Origin of the sequence: Ensifer sp. B1-9 (assembly GCF_050474445.1) — a bacterium.
GTDB lineage: Bacteria > Pseudomonadota > Alphaproteobacteria > Rhizobiales > Rhizobiaceae > Ensifer.
Map to the genome: position 1 here is coordinate 89,263 of NZ_JBCHVG010000015.1, position 20,523 is coordinate 109,785.

17 protein-coding genes and 1 pseudogene are annotated in these 20,523 nt (G+C 61.2%); 12 read left to right on the forward strand and 6 right to left on the reverse strand.

Features of this window, described 5'->3' with window-relative positions:
* The first annotated feature begins 1 nt into the window (after position 1).
* The 5 genes from ACQ5BM_RS26545 (at position 2) to ACQ5BM_RS26565 (ending at position 5,553) form a co-directional block, all read left to right on the forward strand.
* Entirely contained in the window at positions 2-1,195 is a 1,194-nt protein-coding gene (locus ACQ5BM_RS26545; protein WP_429817806.1) for an amidohydrolase family protein, read from the forward strand.
* Positions 1,192-2,676, forward strand: coding sequence for an amidohydrolase family protein (locus ACQ5BM_RS26550; RefSeq protein ID WP_429817808.1), 1,485 nt, complete (start codon positions 1,192-1,194; stop codon positions 2,674-2,676). The genes ACQ5BM_RS26545 and ACQ5BM_RS26550 overlap by 4 nt, the downstream gene beginning before the upstream one ends.
* Entirely contained in the window at positions 2,673-3,659 is a 987-nt protein-coding gene (locus ACQ5BM_RS26555) for an ABC transporter ATP-binding protein (protein ID WP_429817810.1), read from the forward strand. Before ACQ5BM_RS26550 ends, ACQ5BM_RS26555 begins: the two co-directional genes overlap by 4 nt.
* Positions 3,656-4,636 carry an ABC transporter ATP-binding protein gene (locus ACQ5BM_RS26560; RefSeq protein WP_429817812.1) on the forward strand — a complete coding sequence of 327 codons (981 nt, stop codon included), beginning with the start codon at positions 3,656-3,658 and terminating at the stop codon, positions 4,634-4,636. Before ACQ5BM_RS26555 ends, ACQ5BM_RS26560 begins: the two co-directional genes overlap by 4 nt.
* 266 nt (positions 4,637-4,902) lie before the next feature.
* On the forward strand, positions 4,903-5,553 hold the full coding sequence (locus tag ACQ5BM_RS26565) for a YceH family protein (RefSeq protein WP_429817814.1): 651 nt from the start codon (positions 4,903-4,905) through the stop codon (positions 5,551-5,553).
* A 227-nt stretch (positions 5,554-5,780) separates the two neighbouring features.
* On the opposite strand, the gene ACQ5BM_RS26570 is transcribed toward ACQ5BM_RS26565, so the two are convergent.
* Entirely contained in the window at positions 5,781-6,680 is a 900-nt protein-coding gene (locus ACQ5BM_RS26570; protein WP_429817816.1) for a LysR substrate-binding domain-containing protein, read from the reverse strand.
* A gap of 113 nt (positions 6,681-6,793) precedes the next feature.
* Here ACQ5BM_RS26570 and ACQ5BM_RS26575 point away from each other — a divergent pair, with 113 nt between their 5' ends.
* The 4 genes from ACQ5BM_RS26575 to ACQ5BM_RS26590 are packed head-to-tail and all read left to right on the forward strand — an operon-like array spanning position 6,794 to position 10,523.
* Entirely contained in the window at positions 6,794-7,876 is a 1,083-nt protein-coding gene (locus ACQ5BM_RS26575; protein ID WP_429817818.1) for a 4-oxalomesaconate tautomerase, read from the forward strand.
* 45 nt (positions 7,877-7,921) lie between these two features.
* Positions 7,922-8,923, forward strand: coding sequence for an ABC transporter substrate-binding protein (locus ACQ5BM_RS26580; protein WP_429817820.1), 1,002 nt, complete (start codon positions 7,922-7,924; stop codon positions 8,921-8,923).
* 12 nt (positions 8,924-8,935) lie between these two features.
* Positions 8,936-9,766 carry an ABC transporter ATP-binding protein gene (locus ACQ5BM_RS26585; protein WP_429817822.1) on the forward strand — a complete coding sequence of 277 codons (831 nt, stop codon included), beginning with the start codon at positions 8,936-8,938 and terminating at the stop codon, positions 9,764-9,766.
* Positions 9,750-10,523, forward strand: coding sequence for an ABC transporter permease (locus ACQ5BM_RS26590; protein WP_429817824.1), 774 nt, complete (start codon positions 9,750-9,752; stop codon positions 10,521-10,523). The genes ACQ5BM_RS26585 and ACQ5BM_RS26590 overlap by 17 nt, the downstream gene beginning before the upstream one ends.
* 206 nt (positions 10,524-10,729) lie before the next feature.
* Here ACQ5BM_RS26590 and ACQ5BM_RS26595 read toward each other — a convergent pair whose 3' ends face one another.
* Positions 10,730-11,464, reverse strand: coding sequence for an aspartate/glutamate racemase family protein (locus ACQ5BM_RS26595; protein WP_429817826.1), 735 nt, complete (start codon positions 11,462-11,464; stop codon positions 10,730-10,732).
* 304 nt (positions 11,465-11,768) lie between these two features.
* On the opposite strand from ACQ5BM_RS26595, the gene ACQ5BM_RS26600 reads away from it, so the two are divergent.
* Both ACQ5BM_RS26600 and ACQ5BM_RS26605 read left to right on the forward strand, forming a co-directional pair.
* Positions 11,769-12,455, forward strand: coding sequence for a GntR family transcriptional regulator (locus tag ACQ5BM_RS26600; RefSeq protein WP_173518295.1), 687 nt, complete (start codon positions 11,769-11,771; stop codon positions 12,453-12,455).
* 171 nt (positions 12,456-12,626) lie between these two features.
* Complete coding sequence (locus ACQ5BM_RS26605) at positions 12,627-13,454, forward strand: bifunctional allantoicase/(S)-ureidoglycine aminohydrolase (RefSeq protein WP_429817828.1); 828 nt, start codon at positions 12,627-12,629, stop codon at positions 13,452-13,454.
* Between the two features lie 136 nt (positions 13,455-13,590).
* Here the strand turns inward: ACQ5BM_RS26605 and ACQ5BM_RS26610 are convergent, their stop codons facing one another.
* The gene (locus ACQ5BM_RS26610) at positions 13,591-15,399 is read right to left on the reverse strand and encodes an ABC transporter ATP-binding protein/permease (protein ID WP_429817830.1); all 1,809 of its coding nucleotides are present in this window, start codon (positions 15,397-15,399) and stop codon (positions 13,591-13,593) included.
* Positions 15,400-15,604: 205 nt separating this feature from the next.
* Between ACQ5BM_RS26610 and ACQ5BM_RS26615 the strand changes: the two genes are divergently transcribed.
* Entirely contained in the window at positions 15,605-16,459 is an 855-nt protein-coding gene (locus ACQ5BM_RS26615) for a class I SAM-dependent methyltransferase (protein ID WP_429817832.1), read from the forward strand.
* A 792-nt stretch (positions 16,460-17,251) separates the two neighbouring features.
* Here ACQ5BM_RS26615 and ACQ5BM_RS26620 read toward each other — a convergent pair.
* The 3 genes and pseudogenes from ACQ5BM_RS26620 to ACQ5BM_RS26630 all read right to left on the reverse strand — a co-directional run bounded on the left by ACQ5BM_RS26620 (position 17,252) and on the right by ACQ5BM_RS26630 (position 19,895).
* Positions 17,252-18,307, reverse strand: a complete 1,056-nt coding sequence (locus ACQ5BM_RS26620; RefSeq protein ID WP_429817834.1) for a Fic family protein — start codon at positions 18,305-18,307, stop codon at positions 17,252-17,254.
* Between the two features lie 128 nt (positions 18,308-18,435).
* A pseudogene (locus tag ACQ5BM_RS26625) lies at positions 18,436-18,507 on the reverse strand (DUF736 domain-containing protein); the annotation flags it as partial.
* Between the two features lie 89 nt (positions 18,508-18,596).
* The gene (locus tag ACQ5BM_RS26630) at positions 18,597-19,895 is read right to left on the reverse strand and encodes a S41 family peptidase (protein WP_429817836.1); all 1,299 of its coding nucleotides are present in this window, start codon (positions 19,893-19,895) and stop codon (positions 18,597-18,599) included.
* Positions 19,896-20,523: the final 628 nt, after the last annotated feature.

Genomic DNA, 20,523 nt, shown 5'->3' on the forward strand with positions numbered 1-20,523 from the left:
GATGTCCAGTCTCCTGATCCGAAACGTCAGGCCAAATGCCGGTGAAGCGGCCGACATTCTCGTGCGCGACGGCAAGATCGCAGCCATCGGCAAGGGGCTTTCTGCGGAAGGCGCTGCGACCGAAGAGGGCAAAGGCCATATCGTGATCTCCGGCCTCGTCGAGGCGCATACGCATCTTGATAAATCGGTCTGGGGCATGCCCTGGCATGTGAACGCCAAGTCTGCGACGCTGCGCGAACGCATCGACTTCGAGCGCGAGAAGCGGCTGGAAATCGGTATCGACCCGCATCGTCAGTCGATGCGCCAGGCGATCATGCTCGCGGCCAATGGCGCAAGCCACATCCGCAGCCATGTCGACATCGACACCACCCACGGCCTGCGCCTGATGGAAGGCATCGTCGAGACCCGCAATGCGCTCGAAGGCGTCATCGATATCGAGATCGTCGCTTTCCCGCAGTCGGGGCTCGTCACCCGCCCGGGCACGGTCGAGCTCCTCGACCAGGCTCTGAGCAATGGTGCGGAAGTCCTTGGTGGCATTGACCCCTGTGGCATCGACCGTGACCCGAAGGGTCATCTCGACGCGATCTTCGGCCTCGCAGACAAGCATGCAAAGCCGATCGATATTCACCTGCATGAACAAGGCGAGCTTGGTGCCTTCAGCATGGAGCTGATGTTCGAGCGCATCCGCGCGCTCGGCATGCAGGGCAAGGTTGCAATCAGCCATGCCTTTGCGCTCGGCGCGCCGGACTACCTGCGCGTGGCGGGTCTGATCGAACAGATCGCCGAACTTGACGTCCGCATCGTCACCACAGGCTCGCCGTCTTCGACCGTGCCTTCGATCCTCCGGTTGAAGGACGCCGGCGTGAAGGTGGCGGCCGGCTGCGACGGCATCCGCGATACCTGGGGTCCATGGGGCCAGCCCGACATGATGGACCGCGCTCGCGTTCTCGGCATGAAGAACGGGCTCCGCCGTGATGTTGATCTCGAACATGCGCTGCATGTCTGCTCCAAGGGCGGCGCGGAGGTCATGGACATCAAGGGCTACGGCCTGGACGTCGGCTGTGACGCCGACTTCACCCTGCTCACCGGCGAGACGCTCGCGCATGCTGTCGTCGACGTGGCCCCGCGGCCGCTGGTCGTCAAGCGTGGTCGCGTCATCGCGCGTAATGGCATTGCGGAGGTAGCCATCCCATGAACAGCATCAAGGATTTGACACTCGGCCGTCGCCCGGACGGCCGCACGCTTCTGACGGCCCAATGGGTGCTCGGCCACCGCGACGGCTCGCACCGGCTGATCCCGAATGGCGAGGTCGTCATCGAAGGCGGTACGCTGCTCTATGTCGGACCGCGCTTCGAGGGCGAGGTCGCCCGGCGGATCGATCTCGGTGCGGCCATGATCAGCCCCGGCCTGATCGACCTCGACGCGCTTTCCGATCTCGACACGACCGTGCTCTCGATCGATCACCAGCCGGGCTGGGCCAAGGGTCGCGTCTGGCCGCGTTCCTATATCGAACGCGGCCCCTATGAGATGTACACGCCTGAGGAGCTCGCCTTCCAGAAGCGCTTCGCCTTTGCGCAGCTCCTGTTGAATGGCATCACCACGGCGGCGCCGATTGCTTCGCTCTTCTACCGCGAGTGGGGCGAGACCGTCGCGGAGTTCGCCGCTGCTTCGGATGCTGCCGGCGATCTCGGCCTGCGCGTCTATCTGAGCCCGGCCTATCGCGCCGGCGGCATGATGGTCACGGCCCCAGGGCAGCTCGAAGCGATCTTCGACGAAGAAAGAGGACTGAAAGGCCTCGACGATGCCATCGGCTTCATTCGCGATCACGAAGGGCGTCACGGCGGCCTGATCAAGGGCCTGCTCGCTCCGGACCGGGTGGAAACCTGCACCGAAAAACTCCTGCTTCGCACCGCCGATGCGGCTCGCGATCTGGACTGCCCGATCCGCCTGCATGCGGCGCAGGGCACCATGGAGGTCGACACAGTTCGCCGCCTGCACGACAAAACTGCACCGGAATGGCTGGCAAGTTTCGGCTTCCTGAGCGACCGGCTGATTGCGCCGCATGCGACCCAGGCAACGGACAACGATCTGCGTCTCTATGCCGAGAACGGCGTCAGCATCGTTCATTGTCCGCTGGTTTCAGCCCGCGGTGGCAGCACGCTGAACTCCTTCCGCTCGGTCAAGGCCCGCGGCATCAACATCGCCATGGGCACCGACACGACGCCGCCGGACATGCTGATGAACCTGCTGGTTGGCCTGATCACCTGCCGCGTCGTCGAAAACGACGCGACCGCCGTGCGCTGCGCCGATCTCTTCGATGCCGCGACGCTTGGCGGCGCCAAGGCGCTCGGCCGCTCGGATCTCGGTCGCCTGGAGGCGGGTGCTCGCGCCGACATCGCCGTCTTCGACCTCATGGACCACCACATGGCGCCGGCGGTCGATCCGATCACCACGCTGGTGGTCGGCGGTTCCGGGCGCGTCACCAAGGCGGTTTTCGTCGACGGCCGCCTGTCGATGCGAAATGGCGAAGTCGCAGGATTCGACTTGAACGAAGCGCGCGCGAAGGCGCAGGTGCAGTTCGATGGTCTGATCGCAAAATACCCCGAGAGAAGCTGGGGCCACCCGCCGGTCAGCGAGATCTTCCCGCCGAGCTACCCTCTGGAGGAGCAGCGATGACGGAACATGCATCATCGGCCGTGCTTGACGTTCGCGGCCTCTGCGTCGAGTTCCCCGGACGCCATGGTACTGTATCGGCGCTGTCCGATGTGTCGCTCAGTATCCGCCCGGGCGAAATCCTCGGCGTCGTCGGTGAGTCCGGCGCCGGTAAGTCGATGACCGGGCTGGCGGTCCAGGGGCTGCTCGAACCCCCGGGCCGGATCTCCGGGGGCGAGGTCTGGCTCGCTGGCCGCAGGATCGACCAGCTCGACGACAAGCAGATGCAGCAGGTGCGCGGCCGGCAGATCGGCGCGATCTTCCAGGATCCGCTGACCTCGCTGAACCCCCTGTTCACGATCGGTGCGCAACTGGTCGAGACCATTCGCCTGCACCTGAAGCTCTCCAAGGCCGATGCCAAGGCGCGTGCCATCCAGCTTTTGAAGGAAGTTGGCATCCCCGCACCCGAGGCCCGCTACGACCACTATCCGCACCAGTTTTCGGGCGGCATGCGTCAGCGCGTCGTCATCGCCTTGGCGCTCGCCGCCGAGCCGAAGCTGATCATCGCCGACGAGCCGACGACTGCGCTCGACGTATCGATCCAGGCGCAGATCACTTCGCTGCTGCGTCGGCTTTGCGACGATCATGGCACCGCAGTCATGTTGGTCACCCACGACATGGGCGTCATAGCAGAGACGGCCGATCGGGTCGCGGTCATGTATGCCGGGCGGCTCGTCGAGATCGGTCCGGTTGGCGACGTGTTGAAGAAAGCCCGCCATCCCTATACCCGCGGTCTGATGGGCTCGATCCCGGCACTCGGCCGTCGCGTCGAGCGGCTGAACCAGATCGACGGTTCGATGCCGCGGCTGAACGCCATCCCGGCCGGCTGCGCCTTCAACCCGCGTTGCCCCGAGGCGGGTCCGCGCTGCCGGAAAGATCGCCCGGAACCGGCGCCGGTCGGCTCAGGCGTCAGCGCATGCTGGCTCAATGCAGGAGGAGTTCTATGAGTGATGCCCTGACGGTCAAAGACCTGACCTGCAATTTCGATGTGTCCGCGCCCTGGCTCAACCGCGTGATCGAGCGCAAGCAGAGGCAATTCGTGCGTGCTGTGGACGACATCAGCTTCACCGTGCCGATGGGGGGATGCCTCAGCCTCGTTGGCGAATCCGGCTGTGGCAAGTCGACAGTGGCAAGGCTCGTCACAGGTCTTTACCGGGCGAGTGAAGGGGAGGTGCGGTTTGCGCCGGGCAAGAGCGGGCAACCGCTCTCCGCGCAGATGATCTTCCAGGATCCCTATGCCAGCCTCAATCCGCGCTGGCGGGTGCGCAACATCATTGCCGAGCCGCTTCGCGAGTTGAAGCTGCGCAACTCGGAAGACGAGATCATGGAGCGCGTCGGCGAGCTGCTGACGATCGTCGGCCTCGCACCCTCGGATGGCGCCAAGTTCCCGCACGAATTCTCCGGCGGTCAGCGCCAGCGCATCTCGATCGCACGCGCGCTCGCCGGCGAGCCGGAGTTCCTCGTCTGCGACGAGCCGACCTCGGCGCTCGACGTCTCGGTCCAGGCCCAGATCCTGAACCTCATGCGCAAGCTGCAGGACGAGATGGGGCTGACCTATCTTTTCATCAGCCACGACATGAGCGTGGTGCGCCACATGTCCGACCGCATCGCGGTGATGTATCTCGGCCGTATCGTCGAGGAGGCGGACACGGAGACGCTCTTCGCCAATCCGCGACACCCCTATACGCAGCTGCTCCTGGAGACGATCCCGGATATCACGGACCCGAAGCGCGGGCGGAGCATCGCTGCGAGTGAGGTGCCGAGCCCGCTCAATCCGCCTACCGGCTGCACGTTCCATCCGCGCTGCCCCTTCGCGGACCAGCGCTGCAAGAGCGAGCGGCCGGAAATGCGCAATTTTGCCGACGGCTCGCGTGCCGCCTGCCACCGCATCGAAGAGACGGTGAAAGTCATCCACGCCGCTTGACGCAGCTTTCTTCCCTGAAGCCTTGGGCTCCGTGTCGTGCCAGTCGCGGAGCCTCTTTTTTTCACCGCAGTTCGAGCGAGCCTTTGCGGGGTGTTTCGCATTGCTGTCGTCAAGCGCATGCAACAGTGCTAACCGGAATTCAACGAAATAGACTGATGACCATTTCCGGACCTCGACACCCACGTTAGGGTAGGGGCCGAAAGCTGAGCCGCACCACGCTTCGCGGGCGCGGCTCGGATCAATGCGTTGATTTGAAGAGTTGGCCTATGAACACGACCTCCGACACTGATTTCCCCGTCCTCAATGCCGTTGAAGCCCGCGTTCTCGGATGCCTGATTGAAAAGAAGGAAACGACGCCCGACGTCTATCCGCTGACGCTCAATTCGGCACATTCGGCGGCCAACCAGAAGACCGCACGCGACCCCGTCATGGCGCTCGAGCAGGTGGACGTCCATCGTGCGCTCGCATCATTGGCGCAGAAGGGGTTGGTCCGGCAGGCGTTCGCGTCCAGGGTCGAGCGCTACGAGCATCTGGTGGCAAACCGCTTCTCGCTGACGTCGCCGCAGATCGTCGCGTTGGGCCTGCTGCTTCTTCGCGGTCCGCAGACGGCTTACGAACTTTGGGCGCGCAGCGAGCGCATGGCACGGTTCTCATCGATCGAGGACCTGAAGGACAACCTCGATCTGATGATGGGCCGCCGGCCGCCCCTCATCGTTCAACTGAACCGGGGCGCCGGCCAACGCGAGGACCGCTTCGCGCATCTGCTTTGCGGAGAAGTCGAGCAGCCGACCTTTGAAAGGTTGGCAGTGGCATCGGGGTCCAGCGGTTCGGCGCTATCTGCCCTTGAAGAGCGGCTGGAGGCGCTTGAGCAGAAGGTGGCGACGCTGCAGGAGCAGCTCGACGCCTTGATGCGCTGAAAAGCCTGAGGTCTCCTTTGAAGCGTGGTAGCCTGAGCTTCGTCAGCATAACAAGGTGATAGAGGCCTTGCGCCGTCAAGGCGGGGCCGCTGAAAGGGAAAGGATGCTCCCCTAGAGCCAACTCCCAACCGACGGCGAGAGCTGCGCGATCGCGGCCTTCCGCAAATCCCTGGTGCGCGGAGGGTGGCGGCCTATGATCGCATCAGGCTTCCGGTTTACTGGGCCTCTCAGTCATTTCCCCATGCGCCCATCAGCATCTCGAGAAATCTCTCCGCGGCAGGCGACAAGGTCCCGCCGCGGCGGCGGACCACGCCGATCGTGCGCGAAATCTCGGGGTCGCCAATCGGGCGCGTGATCAAAAACGGATGGTCGTCCTGGGGAGTCGCCATGCGCGGCAGGACCGAAATTCCAAGGCCGGCTTCCACCAAGCCGAGGGAGGTGGACAGATGGGTCACCTCGTAGAACCAACGTAGCTTGATATTCGATTTTGCCAGGGCTGCGTCAAGCAAGGTTCGGTTGCCGCTCGATCGATGAACTGTAATCAGATGGTAGGGCTCAAGATCTGCCCAGCCGACCACGGGCTTGGCGGCGAGGGGGTGATCCCGGCGCGCTGCAAGCACGAATGGGTCTTCCACGAGCCGGTCGAAAATCAGGTCGGGATCCGATGTGCCCATGATATTTATCCCGAACTCCACCTCGCCCCGTGCCACGGCTTGGAGGCCGTCGGTCGCCGGCAGGTCGAGGATACGGAAGCGAATGTTCGGGTACTCCTCGTTGAACTGTCGGATGACGGTCGGCAAGAAGTAGAAAGCTGCAGTGGGAAGGCATGCGATTGTTACCAATCCGCCTCGATTGGTACCGACATCCCGTACGGCGAACAAGGAACCGTCGAATTCCTCCAACATGCGCCGCACAAGCGGAATGAGTTCTGTCCCGAGCGCCGTCGACGAGACATGCCTCGTCGTTCGCTCCAGGAGGGGCGCTCCAATCGCCTGCTCAAGTTTCTGAATACGGCGGCTCAGGGCGGGTTGCGACAGGTGCAACGCATCGGCAGCGCGATGAAAGCTCTCCAACTCGACGACGCTCAAGAACGCCCGAAGATCAAGGATCTCACAATTAATGCTCATCTTGCATCAATTTCCCGATTCTTAGCATTTCACAAATCAACCATAGTTCCGATAATTGGATCAAACAGGCCGATTGATACGGCGATGACATAATTCCAATGGAAGCACAAGCGATGAACGACCTGCTGGCGATCCCTTGCGTCCTCATGAGAGGCGGAACCTCGAAAGGTCCCTTCTTTCTGGCAAGCGATCTTCCCGTCGATACTCAGGAACGGGACAAGATCTTGCTTTCCGTGATGGGTTCAGGTCATCCGCTACAGATCGATGGCATTGGGGGCGGCAATCCCGTCACGAGCAAGGTGGCCATCGTCGGCCCCGCCAGCATTCCGGGCGCCGACGTGGATTATCTTTTTGCCCAGGTGCGCGTCGATCAACAGATCGTCGACACGTCCCCGAACTGCGGCAACATGCTTGCTGCGGTCGGTCCTTTCGCCATCGAGGCGGGTCTCGTTTCGGCTCAAGGGGAAACGACGCTCGTCCGAATCCACAACGTCAACACCGGCAAGATGATCGAAGCCGACGTTCCGACGCCGAATGGCAACGTCTCCTATCTCGGTGAAGCGGCGATCGACGGTGTGCCGGGCAATGCAGCGCCAATCGCGCTGACCTTTATGGACGCAGCCGGCGCGCGTACCGGACAGCTCTTTCCCACTGGCAAGCCGATCGATTGGATCGACGGTGTGGCTGTCACGTGCATCGATTGCGCCATGCCGATGATCTTGATCGAGGCTGGCGCGGTCGGCGCAAGCGGCTTCGAGTCGGCGGCTGAGCTCAACGCCGATAAGACGTTGCTTGACCGGCTGGAGAAGCTGCGCATCGCGGCCGGAGAGCGGATGGGCCTTGGCGACGTGCGCAACCAGGTGACTCCGAAGCCCGTGCTCATTTCCCGTCCAAAGTCAGGAGGGGATGTCAACGTGCGCTATTTCATGCCGCATCAATGTCACCCTTCGCTGGCGACGACCGGGGCCGTAGGAATTGCCACCGCCTGCATCCATGAAGGCACCGTTGCTTCTCTTCTCGTAGGCACACGCAAACCGCCGGTGGTGCTTTCGATTGAACACCCGAGCGGCCATCTGGACGTCAGGCTTCACGAAAGGGACAGCAAGGTCGTCGCCGGTATCCTGCGCACCGCCAGGCGGCTGTTCGAAGGTCATGTCTTTGCAAAACCTGTCACGCAACTCGGTTGCGCGGCATAATAATCGTGGCTGCCGGGAGGGCGCCACCAACAGGAGGAGAATATCATGCGTAAGCTCATGCTCGCCCTCGCGGCAACCGTCGCCTTTGCCGGTTCGGCATTGGCGGATCCCGTCCGCATCAGCGTCGGTTCCTATAATCTTAACAATCTTCCCTTTCCGGTCGCCCAGGGGCTCGGCCTCTACGAAAAGGAAGGTTTGGAGGTGACCGTCGAAAACTTCGCATCGGGCGGCTCAAAGACGCTTCAGGCGCTTGTCGCTGGCTCGACGGATATCGCCGTTGGCTTCTACGACCATACGATCCAGATGCAGTCGCAGAAGAAGGCTGTGGTGGCGTTCGTGCAACTCGCCCGCAATTCCGGGCTCGTGTTGGCGGGCGGCAAGGACAGCACTTTCGACCCGACAAGACCGGAAACCATCAAAGGGGCAAAAGTCGGGATCACTTCCCCAGGCTCGTCTTCCGATTTCTTTGTCCGGTATTACCTGCAGCGCAACGGCATGTCCGCGGACGACGTCTCGCTGATCGGGGTTGGCTCCGGGTCTGCCGCCGTCGCGGCCCTCGAACAGGGCAAGGTTGACCTCCTCGTCAACTACGACCCCGCAGCGACCTTCATCGAGGCCAAGGGCGTCGGCAAGATCCTGATCGACGGACGCAGCGACGAGGGTGCCAGGGCGATCTATGGCGGGATCTACCCGACCTCCGTCCTCTATGCCACGCAGAGCTATATCGAGGAAAATCCGCAGACCATTCAAAAGGTGACGAATGCGACGGTCAAAGCGCTCGAGTGGATGAATAGTCACTCAGCGGAAGAGATTGTCGACAAGCTCCCCAAGGAGTTCATCTCCGGAGACCGTGATACCTACATCAAGGCGGTCGAGAATGCGAAGGCGATCTTTTCAAAGGACGGCCGTATCAACGAGGAAGATATCAAGACTCCGCTCGCCGTCTTGAAAAGCTTCAACGAGAAGGTCGCGGCGGCTGAAATCGACCTGACGAAAACCTACACGAACGAGTTCGTGGGCAAGGCCCCGAACGTCGCCGCCAACTGATAGGAGGAGGTCATGGCATTGGCTGTAGTGAAAACCGCACCGCCGGCAGACAGTCGGCATCAGGTAAAGCCGATGGTTTCCATCGACGCGGTCACCATGTCCTTCGGCGCCTATGTCGCCGTGCAGGATGTGAACTTGAGTGTCGCCGACGGCGAGTTTCTCGCGATCGTAGGTCCAACCGGCTGTGGCAAGAGCACGATTCTCAATGCGATTGCCGGACTGTTGAAACCATCGAGCGGTAATGTCGCTATTGACGGTCAGCCGGTCCGCGGGGTCCAAAATGATATCGGCTATCTGTTCCAGCAGGATGCATTGCTTCCGTGGAAGACTGCGCTCGAGAACGTGGAACTTGGCCCCATGTTCAAGGGTACAGGCGCTGCCGAACGGCGCGAGCAGTCGTTGAAGTGGTTGGCGAAGGTCGGTCTGAAGGGCTTCGAGCACCGCTATCCGCATCAGCTGTCGGGCGGTCAGCGCAAGCGTGTGCAGATGGCGCAGGCGCTGATTACTGGCCCCAAGGTCATCCTGATGGACGAGCCCTTCTCAGCGCTCGACATCCATACACGTCACCTGATGCAGAACGAGCTGTTGCGGCTCTGGCAGGAGGAACGGCGTGCCGTGGTGATGATTACCCACGATCTTGAGGAGGCAATCGCTCTTGGGGATCGAGTGGTGGTGCTTGCCGCCGGACCGCGCTCGCGCGTGATCGACAGCTTCCCCGTCGATCTCGAACGTCCACGCGACGTTGCCGAAATCAAGCTCGATCCACGCTTCATGGATCTTTATCGCAACATCTGGTCATCGCTGCGCGGCGAAGTGGAGAAAAGCTATGAACGCCATGACTGAACGCCTCATTCAAGTCGTGCTGCTGCTGGCAATCGTCGGCGGCTGGCAGCTCGGTGTCGCGGCCGGCGTCATCGACGTCTTCTTTTTCCCAGCTCCGGCCGACATCCTCAACCAGGTGGTTTCCTGGGTGGTGGACGCCAGCTTCTATAACCATGTGGCCATCACGCTGACCGAAACCGTGCTTGGCTATCTGGTCGGAACGGGACTCGGGGTGGCAGCGGGCGTCTGGCTCGGCCTCAGCCGTTCGACCGCGCGCATTCTGGACCCTTTCATCAAGGGCCTCAATGCGATCCCCCGCGTCGTGCTTGCGCCAATTTTCGTGCTCTGGCTCGGCCTTGGTCTCTGGTCCAAGGTGGCGCTCGCCGTGACGCTGGTGTTCTTCGTCACCTTCTTCAACGCCATGCAGGGCGTTCGTGAAGTCAACCCGGTGGTGCTGTCTAACGCCCGTATTCTGGGAGCCAAGCGATCGGATCTGCTTCGCCACGTCTATTTCCCGGCAGCGGCAAGCTGGATTCTCTCCTCGCTTCGCACGTCGGTCGGCTTTGCCGTCGTCGGGGCGATCATCGGCGAGTATCTTGGCTCGTCTGCCGGCCTTGGCTATCTGATCGCTCAGGCGGAAGGCAACTTCGATGCGGTCGGGGTCTTCGCAGGTATCTTCATCCTCGCGATCTTTGTCCTGATTATCGACAGCATTCTGGACGTCGCCGAGAAGCGACTCATCAAGTGGCGGCCGGGCGCTTCCGACCGGCCTGCGTGACGATCCGTAGCGGCACCCCTGGAGGCAGCATATTTACAAGCGTTCTCCCTTTTTTGCCGGAAGGGAGAACGCAGGCGTTCTGAGCACTCTCCGGGACGTATCCGTTTCCAAGCATCGTTCAAATTGCGTATTGCCCAGGGATATATAGCGTGAAGTCTACCCTGCGCTCTCTCCGCGCAGCGATGTGCCCGGTGACAGGCGGAGACTTAGCCGGCGACGTCAACCAGGCGGCAGGCTGGCGCTTCTTTGGCACGCGGATAGTCGTAGGCCCCCACCTTTGAAGTGGCATAGCCGCCGCCGACAAGGGCTTCGGCGAGCTTTACCGCAGCAGTCACTCCGTCGATGACAGGCATCCCCGTGCGCGCTTTCAGGCGGTCGCAGAGTTCGGACATGCCAGCGCAGCCGAGAATGATCGCTTCGGCGCCATCTTCCTGCCGCGCCTTGAGGATCTCTTGCACCAGCATCTCCTCGGTATGCGCGAGGTCTTCTTCCAGCGCCAGTACCGGCATGTCCACCGAGCGGACCTTGCGGCAGCGATGGCCCGCACCATAAGCCTCCGCCAAATCCTCGATGATCGGCACGGAGCGGGGCAGGGTGGTGATGATCGCAAAGCGGGTCGCGATGGTCATCGCCACCTGCACCGCCGCCTGACAGATGCCGATCACTGGACCGCTGGCAATTTCGCGCGCCGCGCCAAGGCCTGGATCATCGAAGCAGGCGATCACATAGGCGTCGATCCCGCGTGCCTCGCCCTTGCGGATCTCGGCAAGCATCGCCGGAACGGCCATCGCCTCGTCGGCGTGGCCCTCGATACTGGCCGGGCTTGACGTCGGGTTGACAGACTCCAAACGGGTCCCGGGTGCTGCGACGCGCTCGGCGCTGCGATGGGCCTGTTCCGTCATGGAGCGGGTGGAATTCGGGTTGATGAGCAGGAGGCGCATTGGGATCAGCTCGCTTTGCGACGGACGATTGCGAGGAGCGCATGGGCCGTGATGTCGAGAGTGCGCATGACGGCCCCCTCCTGGTGCGGCAGTTCAGTGAATTCAAAGTCCATCGAGGCTCTCAAGTGGCACCACGCACCGGCTTCGGGCCGATCGCGTGATCGTGTTTAAGCAGTTGCCATTGCACATCAAGTTGCGGTACACAATATTGTCTACAATTTTGTAGTCAATATCTAACTGCAGCGGATGGAATTGACTTTGAGCGCCGCACGGCGAGAGTAGGCGAACTGCTAAGGGAGATTTCATGTACAACGCGGACGAAGCCGCCGGTGCTCCGACGGCGATCATTTGCGAGAAGATCTGGCTTGCGATCGCAGAACGGCGGCTACGGCCCGGCACGCGGTTGAAGGAAGAGCAACTTGCCGAAATATTCTCCGTCAGCAGGGCCCGCATTCGCCAGGCATTGACCGCGCTGGAACGCGACGGCCTCGTGACGATCATGCCGAACCGCGGCGCCTTCGTCTCCGAGCCTTCCGTCGATGAGGCCCGCGACGTATTCGTTGCCCGACGCGCGATCGAGCAGCGCGTCGTCGAGCGCTTGTGCGAACGCGCCACCCCCAAGGATATCGTCCGCTTGCGAGGCCATATCGAAGAAGAGCGCATTGCTGGCCGCTCCGGCAATCTCTCTGATATCGTTCGGCTTTCCGGCGGTTTCCACCTGTTGCTCGCGGAACTGTCGGGCTCGGCCTTTCTCTTCGGCATTCTGCGCGACCTCGTCTCGCGCACATCTCTGATTACCGCGATGTACCGCTCGAACCACCTGCACAATTGCGGGCCGGACGAACATCTGGCCGTCGTCGAGCACATCGCGGCGCGCAATGTCGCGAGTGCGATCAAGGAAATGGCTGAACATCTGAACCACGTCGAAGCGGAGCTGGATCTGGACGAAGAGAAGGATCAGCCCCGAGATCTTCGCACCGCATTGCTTTGAGGCCGACAGCGCCGCGCGTCTCCGGCCGAGGCGCAAAGTCGCTGTAGCGCTTTGATTTGCTGCATGTTTTTGTCCTCAAGTCGGAGCCGATTTCAGGACAGACCGTAGCGCAGGACCAATTGCACCGCATTTGAAGAAGAGGCGGTGCTTGCCAGCAGACTGAAGGAAGATATGACCAACCGTAGTTACTATGCGCCGCATGGCGGCAACCCGGCACAAACCCAACTCCTGACGGATCGCGCGGTGTTCACCGAAGCCTACGCCGTGATCCCGAAGGGCGTGATGATGGACATCGTCACCAGCTACCTGCCGTTCTGGGACAAGACCCGGCTGTGGATATTGTCGCGTCCGCTCTCCGGTTTTGCTGAAACATTTTCACAATATATCATGGAAATCGCTCCGGGCGGCGGCAGCGATCGGCCGGAGCTCGACGAGGGCGCCGAAGGCGCGATCTTTGTCGTCGAGGGCGAAATGACCGTCACGCTCGACGGCAAGGCGCACAAGATGCAGCCGGGCGGCTTCGCCTTCATTCCGCCGGCCAGCAATTGGACCGTTCGCAACGCAAGCGAGGCGCCTGTTCGCTTCCACTGGGTGCGCAAGGCCTATGAGCACGTCGACGGTTTGCCCGTGCCGGAAGCCATTTTCACCAACGAGGCCGAGATCACCCCGGCGCCCATGCCCGGCACGGATGGCAAGTGGGCGACGACCCGCTTCGTCGATCCCTCGGATCTGCGCCACGATATGCACATGACCATCGTCACCTTCGAGCCCGGCGCGATCATCCCCTTTGCTGAAACCCATGTCATGGAGCACGGCCTCTACGTGCTCGAAGGCAAGGCGGTCTACCGGCTCAACCAGGATTGGGTCGAGGTCGAGGCCGGCGACTACATGTGGCTGCGCGCCTTCTGCCCGCAGGCCTGCTATGCCGGTGGCCCAGGCAAGTTCCGCTACCTGCTCTATAAGGACGTGAACCGCCATATGAAGTTGCGGTCGCGCTAAGGAAGCTCACGCAGGGCAAAGCAAAACCGCGCGTCCGATGAATGCGCGGTTTCCTTTTTCTCAATACGTTGCAGCCACATCCCGGATGTCCCGGTTGACAAGTGGCCAGGACAGGCAGTGCCGTTGCTCTTTTGCTTCAATCCACCAACTGCGGATCGGCGGGCTGTAGGCTCCTCGGCTGCAGCCGGCGCAGCGTATTGCCCGCCGGGTTCTTGTCCAGGTGCAGCACGCGGCTGAAGAAGTCGCTGCCGCGTTCCATCCGCCCGATGTTGACGATGGCGACACCTTTGAGCTCTTCGTCCATGAATTTCAGAACGCGCTGGTAGGCGTCGTCCTCGAGCGTGTCGAGCGCTTCGTCGATAATCAGCCACCGCGGTTTGTGCAGGCTGAGCCGAGCGATGGCCAGGAGGCGCTGCTCCGCTTCGCTGAGGTTCATCTGCTTTCGTGCATCCTGGTCAAGCCGGCCGCTAAGCCGACCGAGGCCGACCTTGGAGAGCACCGCCGCAAGTTCTCCTTTGCCATAGGTATCGGCCGGGCTGGGATAGGCGAGAACGTCGCCAAGGGTACCGGGCGGGAAGTAAGGTGACTTCGGAACGAAGGCGAGACCATCGTCCACCGGCAGTGCAATGCGGCCGTGACCCCAGGGCCAAAGGCCGGCGATTGCCCGGAAGAACGGGGCCTTTTCCACTTCCGGAGCACCGGTGACCAGCACCCGTTCGCCCGGGTCGATGGTGACGCTCTGTTCCCGAAGCTTGATGCAGCCGGTCGGCGAGACGATCTCGATATTGTCGAAGCGCATCTGCGGCGTTTCCGCCGTCTTGAAGTCGATACGCTTGTCGCCCTCGTGCCGTTCGTCGGTCATCAGCAATGCTGAACGGAAGGCGGCAACGCGTAGCAGCGTGGCACGCCAATCGGCGATCGCGCCGATGTTGTCGACGAACCAGCGCAGTGATGCATGCACCTGGTTGAAGGCGCCGACTGCCATCATCAGCCCGCCGAAGCTCAAGTCTCCGGAGAAATAGACCGGTGCGGCAATGACGATTGGTGCGACGACGGTGATCCAGCCGTAGCCCCCTGTCACCCATGTCAGTCGCGTGACCGCACGCAACAGGCCGTAACTGATCTCGAGTACCGAAGCGAGGTCGCGCTGCAAGCGCTTCTTTTCATTTGCTTCTCCCGACGAAAGCGACACGGCTTCGATATGTTCGTTGACCCGCATCAGCGAGAAGCGCAGCGCCGCCTCGCGGGCATAGTGTTCGCCGTTCAGTCCCACCAGCGGACGGCCGACGAGCCAGCTTAGCCAGGAGGCCGTGCCCGCATAGAGAATGGCCGCCCAGACCATATAACCGGGAATGGCAAAGGCGTAGTCCGCGACATGGAAGACGAAGCCGTCGGAGAGGGACCAGAGAACGCCGATGAAGCTCACCAGCAGAATGCCCGACTGGAAAAGGCCGATCGAAAGCCCGGCGGAAAGATCGGTCAGGTGGCGCGCATCTTCATGGATGCGTTGATCCGGATTGATACCGATCGCGCCGGCATTCGCCAGGCGAAATGCCCGCGTGGGGCGCATCCATTCGTTGATGAGATCTTCCGTCAGGCCCTCTCGCAAGCGCAGCTTGATGACCTGCCCGAGCCAGGTTTGCACGACGTTGAGCACGAGAAGCACGCCGGCGATCTGGGCGAAGACGACGAGTTGGTGAAGGAAGGCCGGCAGGTCACGCCGCTCGAGCGTGTCGTAGAACGGCTTGTACCATCGATTGAGGATGATCTGGCCGAAGGCTGTTACGACAATGACGACGATGATGCTTATGCTCAGCCAGATGATCTTGTTGCGTAGCGGCGAGGCCATGAAGGCCCGATGCATCATCCGCAATTGATCACCGAGGGGTTGTTCGTCGCTGGGTTCTATCCGGCCGTTACTCTTGCCGTTCGTCCGGTTCGACATCGGTGCGAATCTCTCCTTCCCAGTCTCCTTGGTTAGAATATAGCGTGCCTTGCCTCCCCACCCTAGAGCGGATTGTCTCAGCGCACATGTAACCATGGTCACAAAGGCCCTCGTCCCGCGGCGCAAAAGTGATTTGTAACGTTCCGCGGCGAGTTCATAGTTCCGCCAGACGAGGTCGGAAAATGGCGCCAAGGGAGGAAGCTTTATGTCCGCGCATCTCGATCAAATCCGCGACCAGCAAAGAGAAACCTGGGACCGCTTCTCCACCGGCTGGAAGAAATGGGATGCTCTGGTTCTCGGATGGCTTGCCCCCTTTGGCCAGGCGATGATCCGGCAGGCGGCCATCGAAGACGGCGATCAGGTGCTCGACGTCGCTGCCGGTACAGGAGAGCCGGGGCTCACGGTCGCAGCATTGATCCCGAATGGTCGGGTCACCGTCACGGATCTATCCGAGCGCATGCTTCAGGTGGCAAGCGAGAACGCGACGAACCGCGGCCTGACGAACTTTGAAACCAGGATCTGCGACGCCGGCGCATTGCCGTTCCCGGATGCGGCATTCGACGCGGTCCTTTGCCGGTTCGGGTTCATGTTCTTCCCTGACGTCGCGGCAGCAGCTGAACAGTTGAGACGGGTCGCGAAACCGGGCGCACATGTCTGCGCCGCCGTCTGGAGTTCACCGGAAAAGAACACCTGGGCAACCACGATCATGGCGACCATCGCGCGCAACGTGGAACTTCCGAAGCCGCCGGTTGGAGCGCCGGGCCTGTTCCGCTGTGCACCCGAACGCATGATGACGGCCGTCTTTACCGACGCCGGCTTGCATGACGTTCGGGAGGAAGAGATCACCACCACGATGGTTCACGACAGTCCCGAAGATTATTGGGCCTTCATGACGGAAATCGCAGCACCCGTGGTCGCCGGCTTGGGGCAGGCAGATATTGCGACGCGGGAGCGTATCAAGGCGGAAGTCCTGGATCTCGCCCGGCAGTCGATGCGGGCCGGCAAGGTGGAACTGCGCTCCACCGCAACCGTCGTGGTCGGGACGCGCGAACTGCCTTAGGGCCACAGCTCGGGGGCGAAACCTCCAGGCAGCGTGGAGGAACGCGCGGCCACGAGATTAGAGCAAGTTGCCGGCTCTATCGCGCCACATCGTGGACGACGACGCCGACTACCGCGGTGGAGTAGGTGAATGACCGGTATGGCGCAATATGCCGGCCACAGTACACGAATGCTTCGCCGCGGCTTTTCCGTGCAAAATTGGGAACGGCGATGACGCAATTGAGCATTGCGATGCGCTCCAATTCGCTGCGGCTGCCGTAAATCTTTAGTTCTCCGTTATCAACTTCATCTGAGCCATAACTTCGCGCAGGTACAGGGACGGCGCTTGTCTTTAGGGAGACTGTTCGAACAGTGCTTCAAGGAGAGCGCTCGCTGTTCTGCGTGTTTCTCTGCATTGTCTGTCCTGAGGCGGGCTAGGTTCTGGACTTTCCAGCGTACCGCCGGGAGGATGGCAGCCTGCGGCAGGGCGATGGCGTCGAAATCGGGTTCTGCGTCATGCAGTGATAGCAAGAAACGTTGCACCTGCTTGTCAAGCCTTCCCGCTATATCGGCGATCAGCCAGTGGCCGGGAGGAATTTTGTTGCTCCGCGAGGAATGGCGGTGGAGAACCGACAGGGGAAGAAAGTTCTGAAGGCCGTTGCGGGAAGACGATCGAGGCGAAGCCGCTCTTCGGTCAGACATGCCTCATCGAGCCCGCAGAAGGGAGTGCCGGCAGCAGTTGAGAGAAGGGGCATGGTCGTGGCGAGCCGCGTAACGTCATCGGCTAATGGCGCTAAGCCAGGTGACATGCTGTTTAGCTCAGGCCATACCAGGTTCCACGACCTGCTCCGTGCAGGGTCAGGTGTCCCTGCTCGGTTAACGCCCGCAGGTGGTCCTTTACCGTGTTCCGGCTCGCGCCCGTCGCATTGGCCGCGTCCATAACGGTCACCCTCCCACGCTCACGCGCCAGTTCGAGAATAGCAACGGAAAGCTCCGGCAGGTCGCCAAGCAAGATGCGCTCGCGCTCGATTTTGCGCTCCAGACGCTGCTTCTGGCGCTGGAGGCTTCTCAAGAAGAACTCGATCCACGGGTTCCAATCTTGCTGATCAGTGCGGATCGTGCCCTGTGTGCGGCGTAGCGCGAGATAATAGGCCTCCTTGTTCTGCTCGATGACGCTTTCGAGAGAACTATAGGCCACATAGGCATAACCAGCTCGAAGAAGCAGCAATGTCGTCAGAGCCCGCGACAGGCGGCCATTGCCGTCCTGGAACGGGTGGATTTCGAGAAAAACAACCACGAAGACAGCAACGATGAGCAGGGGATGAAAAGTGCCGTCCTTCTCCTGAGCCTGTTGCCAGGCCACAAGGTCTGCCATTCTGCCGGGCGTATCGAAAGGCGAGGCGGTTTGGAAGACAACTCCCAAGCTTCGACCGTCTTCATCGAAAGCTTCTACATTGTTGGACAGCGTCTTCCAATTTCCGCGGTGCCGTTCATCCTTGGTCGAATGGGCGAGGAGATCACGGTGCAGTTGGCGGATATGATTTTCGTTGAGCGGGATCGAGTTGAAGGCCGCGAAAATGGTCTCCATGACCTCAGCATAGCCTACGACCTCCTGCTCGTCGCGGCTGGCAAATGAGCCGATGCGCAGATTCGAGAGCAACCTCTCGACTTCACGGTCGGTTAGTTTTGCACCTTCGATGCGGGTCGACGAACCGATGCTCTCGATCGTTGCAACCCGCCGCAAGCTGGAGAGTCGATCTGGGGCGATGCGCCCCAATGCACGCCAGGCACCTTTGAACTCGTCGATCTCGGCGATCAATGACAAAATCTCAGGCGTGATCCGCAATTTTGAAAGGTCGAGTGCCGGCATCCATTATCCCATCCGTTTCCATCCAAAATGGGTATGGCATAGTCGCATCCATTAATCCATCCATTTCCATCCAATACCGCACATCGGAATGGCTTTTCGACGACGGATTGGGGCGGGGCAGGCGCTCCTCAGTCCCGGTTCGGGCGGGACCAGATGCGTTGGTAGCCATCTTCGCCCTCAACTTCCGTCAGCGTCGCGTAGCGCCGACGAAGAGGTTGTTCGGCTGGGGCAAGAGATTTTCGCGGGCGGCACAACCGTTTGGGGCCTCGTTTACTCGTGAGCGCAAGCTTCAGCGGGTCGCGGCAGGCTCTTGCGGTGGCGCTGCGTGCCCTGTCGTTCCAGCTTCGAGCATTCGGACCATTTCGCCTATCGCCACCTCCCGTTGCGGATCTTTGCCCGCCGCATAGGCAAGTGGAAACGGCACCGCCCGGTCCGGTTCGATGCCGATCCCCTCAAGCCGCAGATCGTTATCGATCACCGCGTCCGAAACCGCGAGTTCGAGCAGACTGTCATCTGGCAGCACATAGGCGCGGCCTGCGAGCAAGGCGCCCGCGCTCCGTTCACCGACCAGCGGGATGGCGTTCTGCCGCAGAGCATAGGCGAAGAGTTCCAGGCCGCTGCGCGTACCCTTGTCAATCAGCGCGACGACCGGCTTTCGCCAACGGAAGTTTGCAAGCGTCGCATCTCCGCGGCGGGGCACCAGCCGGAAGGTCGGCGTGTCGCCGACGAAAAGCTCGGCCGCATCGGCAGGGCCACCACCCCATCGTCCGCGCAGGTCAACGATAACGCCCTCGGCATCCTTGAGGCGGCCGGTCGCAAGGGCCTCCGCGACAATATCAAGGCCGTTGCGCGTCGAGAGCGTCCATAGCCGCACGTAGCCGATTTTGTGACCTTCGCGTTCGCTCAAGGCAAGGCTTTCATCGATTGCCCGCTCGAACATCGGCAGCGGCCGCAATCGCTCGACCTGGACTTTCGCCGAAAACGGTGCGGCATCGCGATGGCGTCGAAGCCGGATCTCGACACTTCGGCCTTCTTTTCCGGCGAAGGAGCCGATTTCCCGGTAGGGTAGCCCGTCAACCGAAAGGATCTCGTCACCAACGAGCAGGCCAGCCTTCTCCGCCGGCGATCCATCGTAGACATCGGCAACGAAGCGACGATCACCATCAACGGCCGTCACCATGCCGATGCCGGGATAGCTGACCTCACCGTCGGGCGGAAAGAGGCGGCGCAAATCGTCCCTGATCGCGAAACGGAAAATGTCCGAGAGTTCAAAATAGTCGATTGTATCGGGCTTGTAGCGTCCCGTATGCGAGACCCGAAGGCTGGCAAGAACCGATGTGATCGCGTCGTCGACGTCGTTGGGCGGGCTCGCTGCCGAAATCGCGTGCGTCCTCCCGTCGATCAGTGCCCGGGCAGCGGTGTTGAAGCGGGCAACCGCTGTCGTGTCGTAGAAGTTCTCATCCACCAGTTCGACGACGCGGTCAAACACGGGCTGGCCCGAACGCGTGACGTCGGCCGCATCGGGAGCAGCCGGTGTCGACAGGAGCAATGAAAAGGCCAGCAACATGCCTGAGAAGCCAGGGCGCATAGCTCGTCCTCCGGTTTCCGGTCGCTCGATTATCGGCAAAACACGGGCGACTTGGGAGGCGGCCTGCCTGCAAATTCGCGTGATCTCGACAGCGACCACCGTCCGCTCTCTCCTCCCGGTCGGTTTTCGGGTCGGACTTCCGGTGGCAGACAAGACAGTGCCACGATCTAGGATCATCGAAATGCAATTATGAATTGCAAAATCATCGATCGTTTAGCGCGCTGCGATTAACTGATACCCGAGTGGCGCGCACAAACCGGCGCTCGACAGATCGGCCCCTGATCACTTTGGGGCATCAAGAAGAGGCGGCCAAACTAGCTCGTAAGGGCTATAAAAGCCAGTCAAACCAATCCGTTAATGGCGGAAGCTATATTAGGAAATTTGTGTAACGAAGTTGTCATATGTTTTACGGCTTAAGTAAAAACCTAGCGAATTATGAAGATTTATCGACAACGAAAGATTACGGCTTGTCTTTCCGCATTAGTGTTTGTTAACATTCGAATATAGGGGTTTCATTACAGCTTTGAACGCGGGAGGGTGGCATGCCGCTGTCGTCGATGCTTGATTCCAGGAATTCCCGTCACCTTCGCCGAAAATCAGCCGCACAGGATGGGCCACCCGCTAAGGA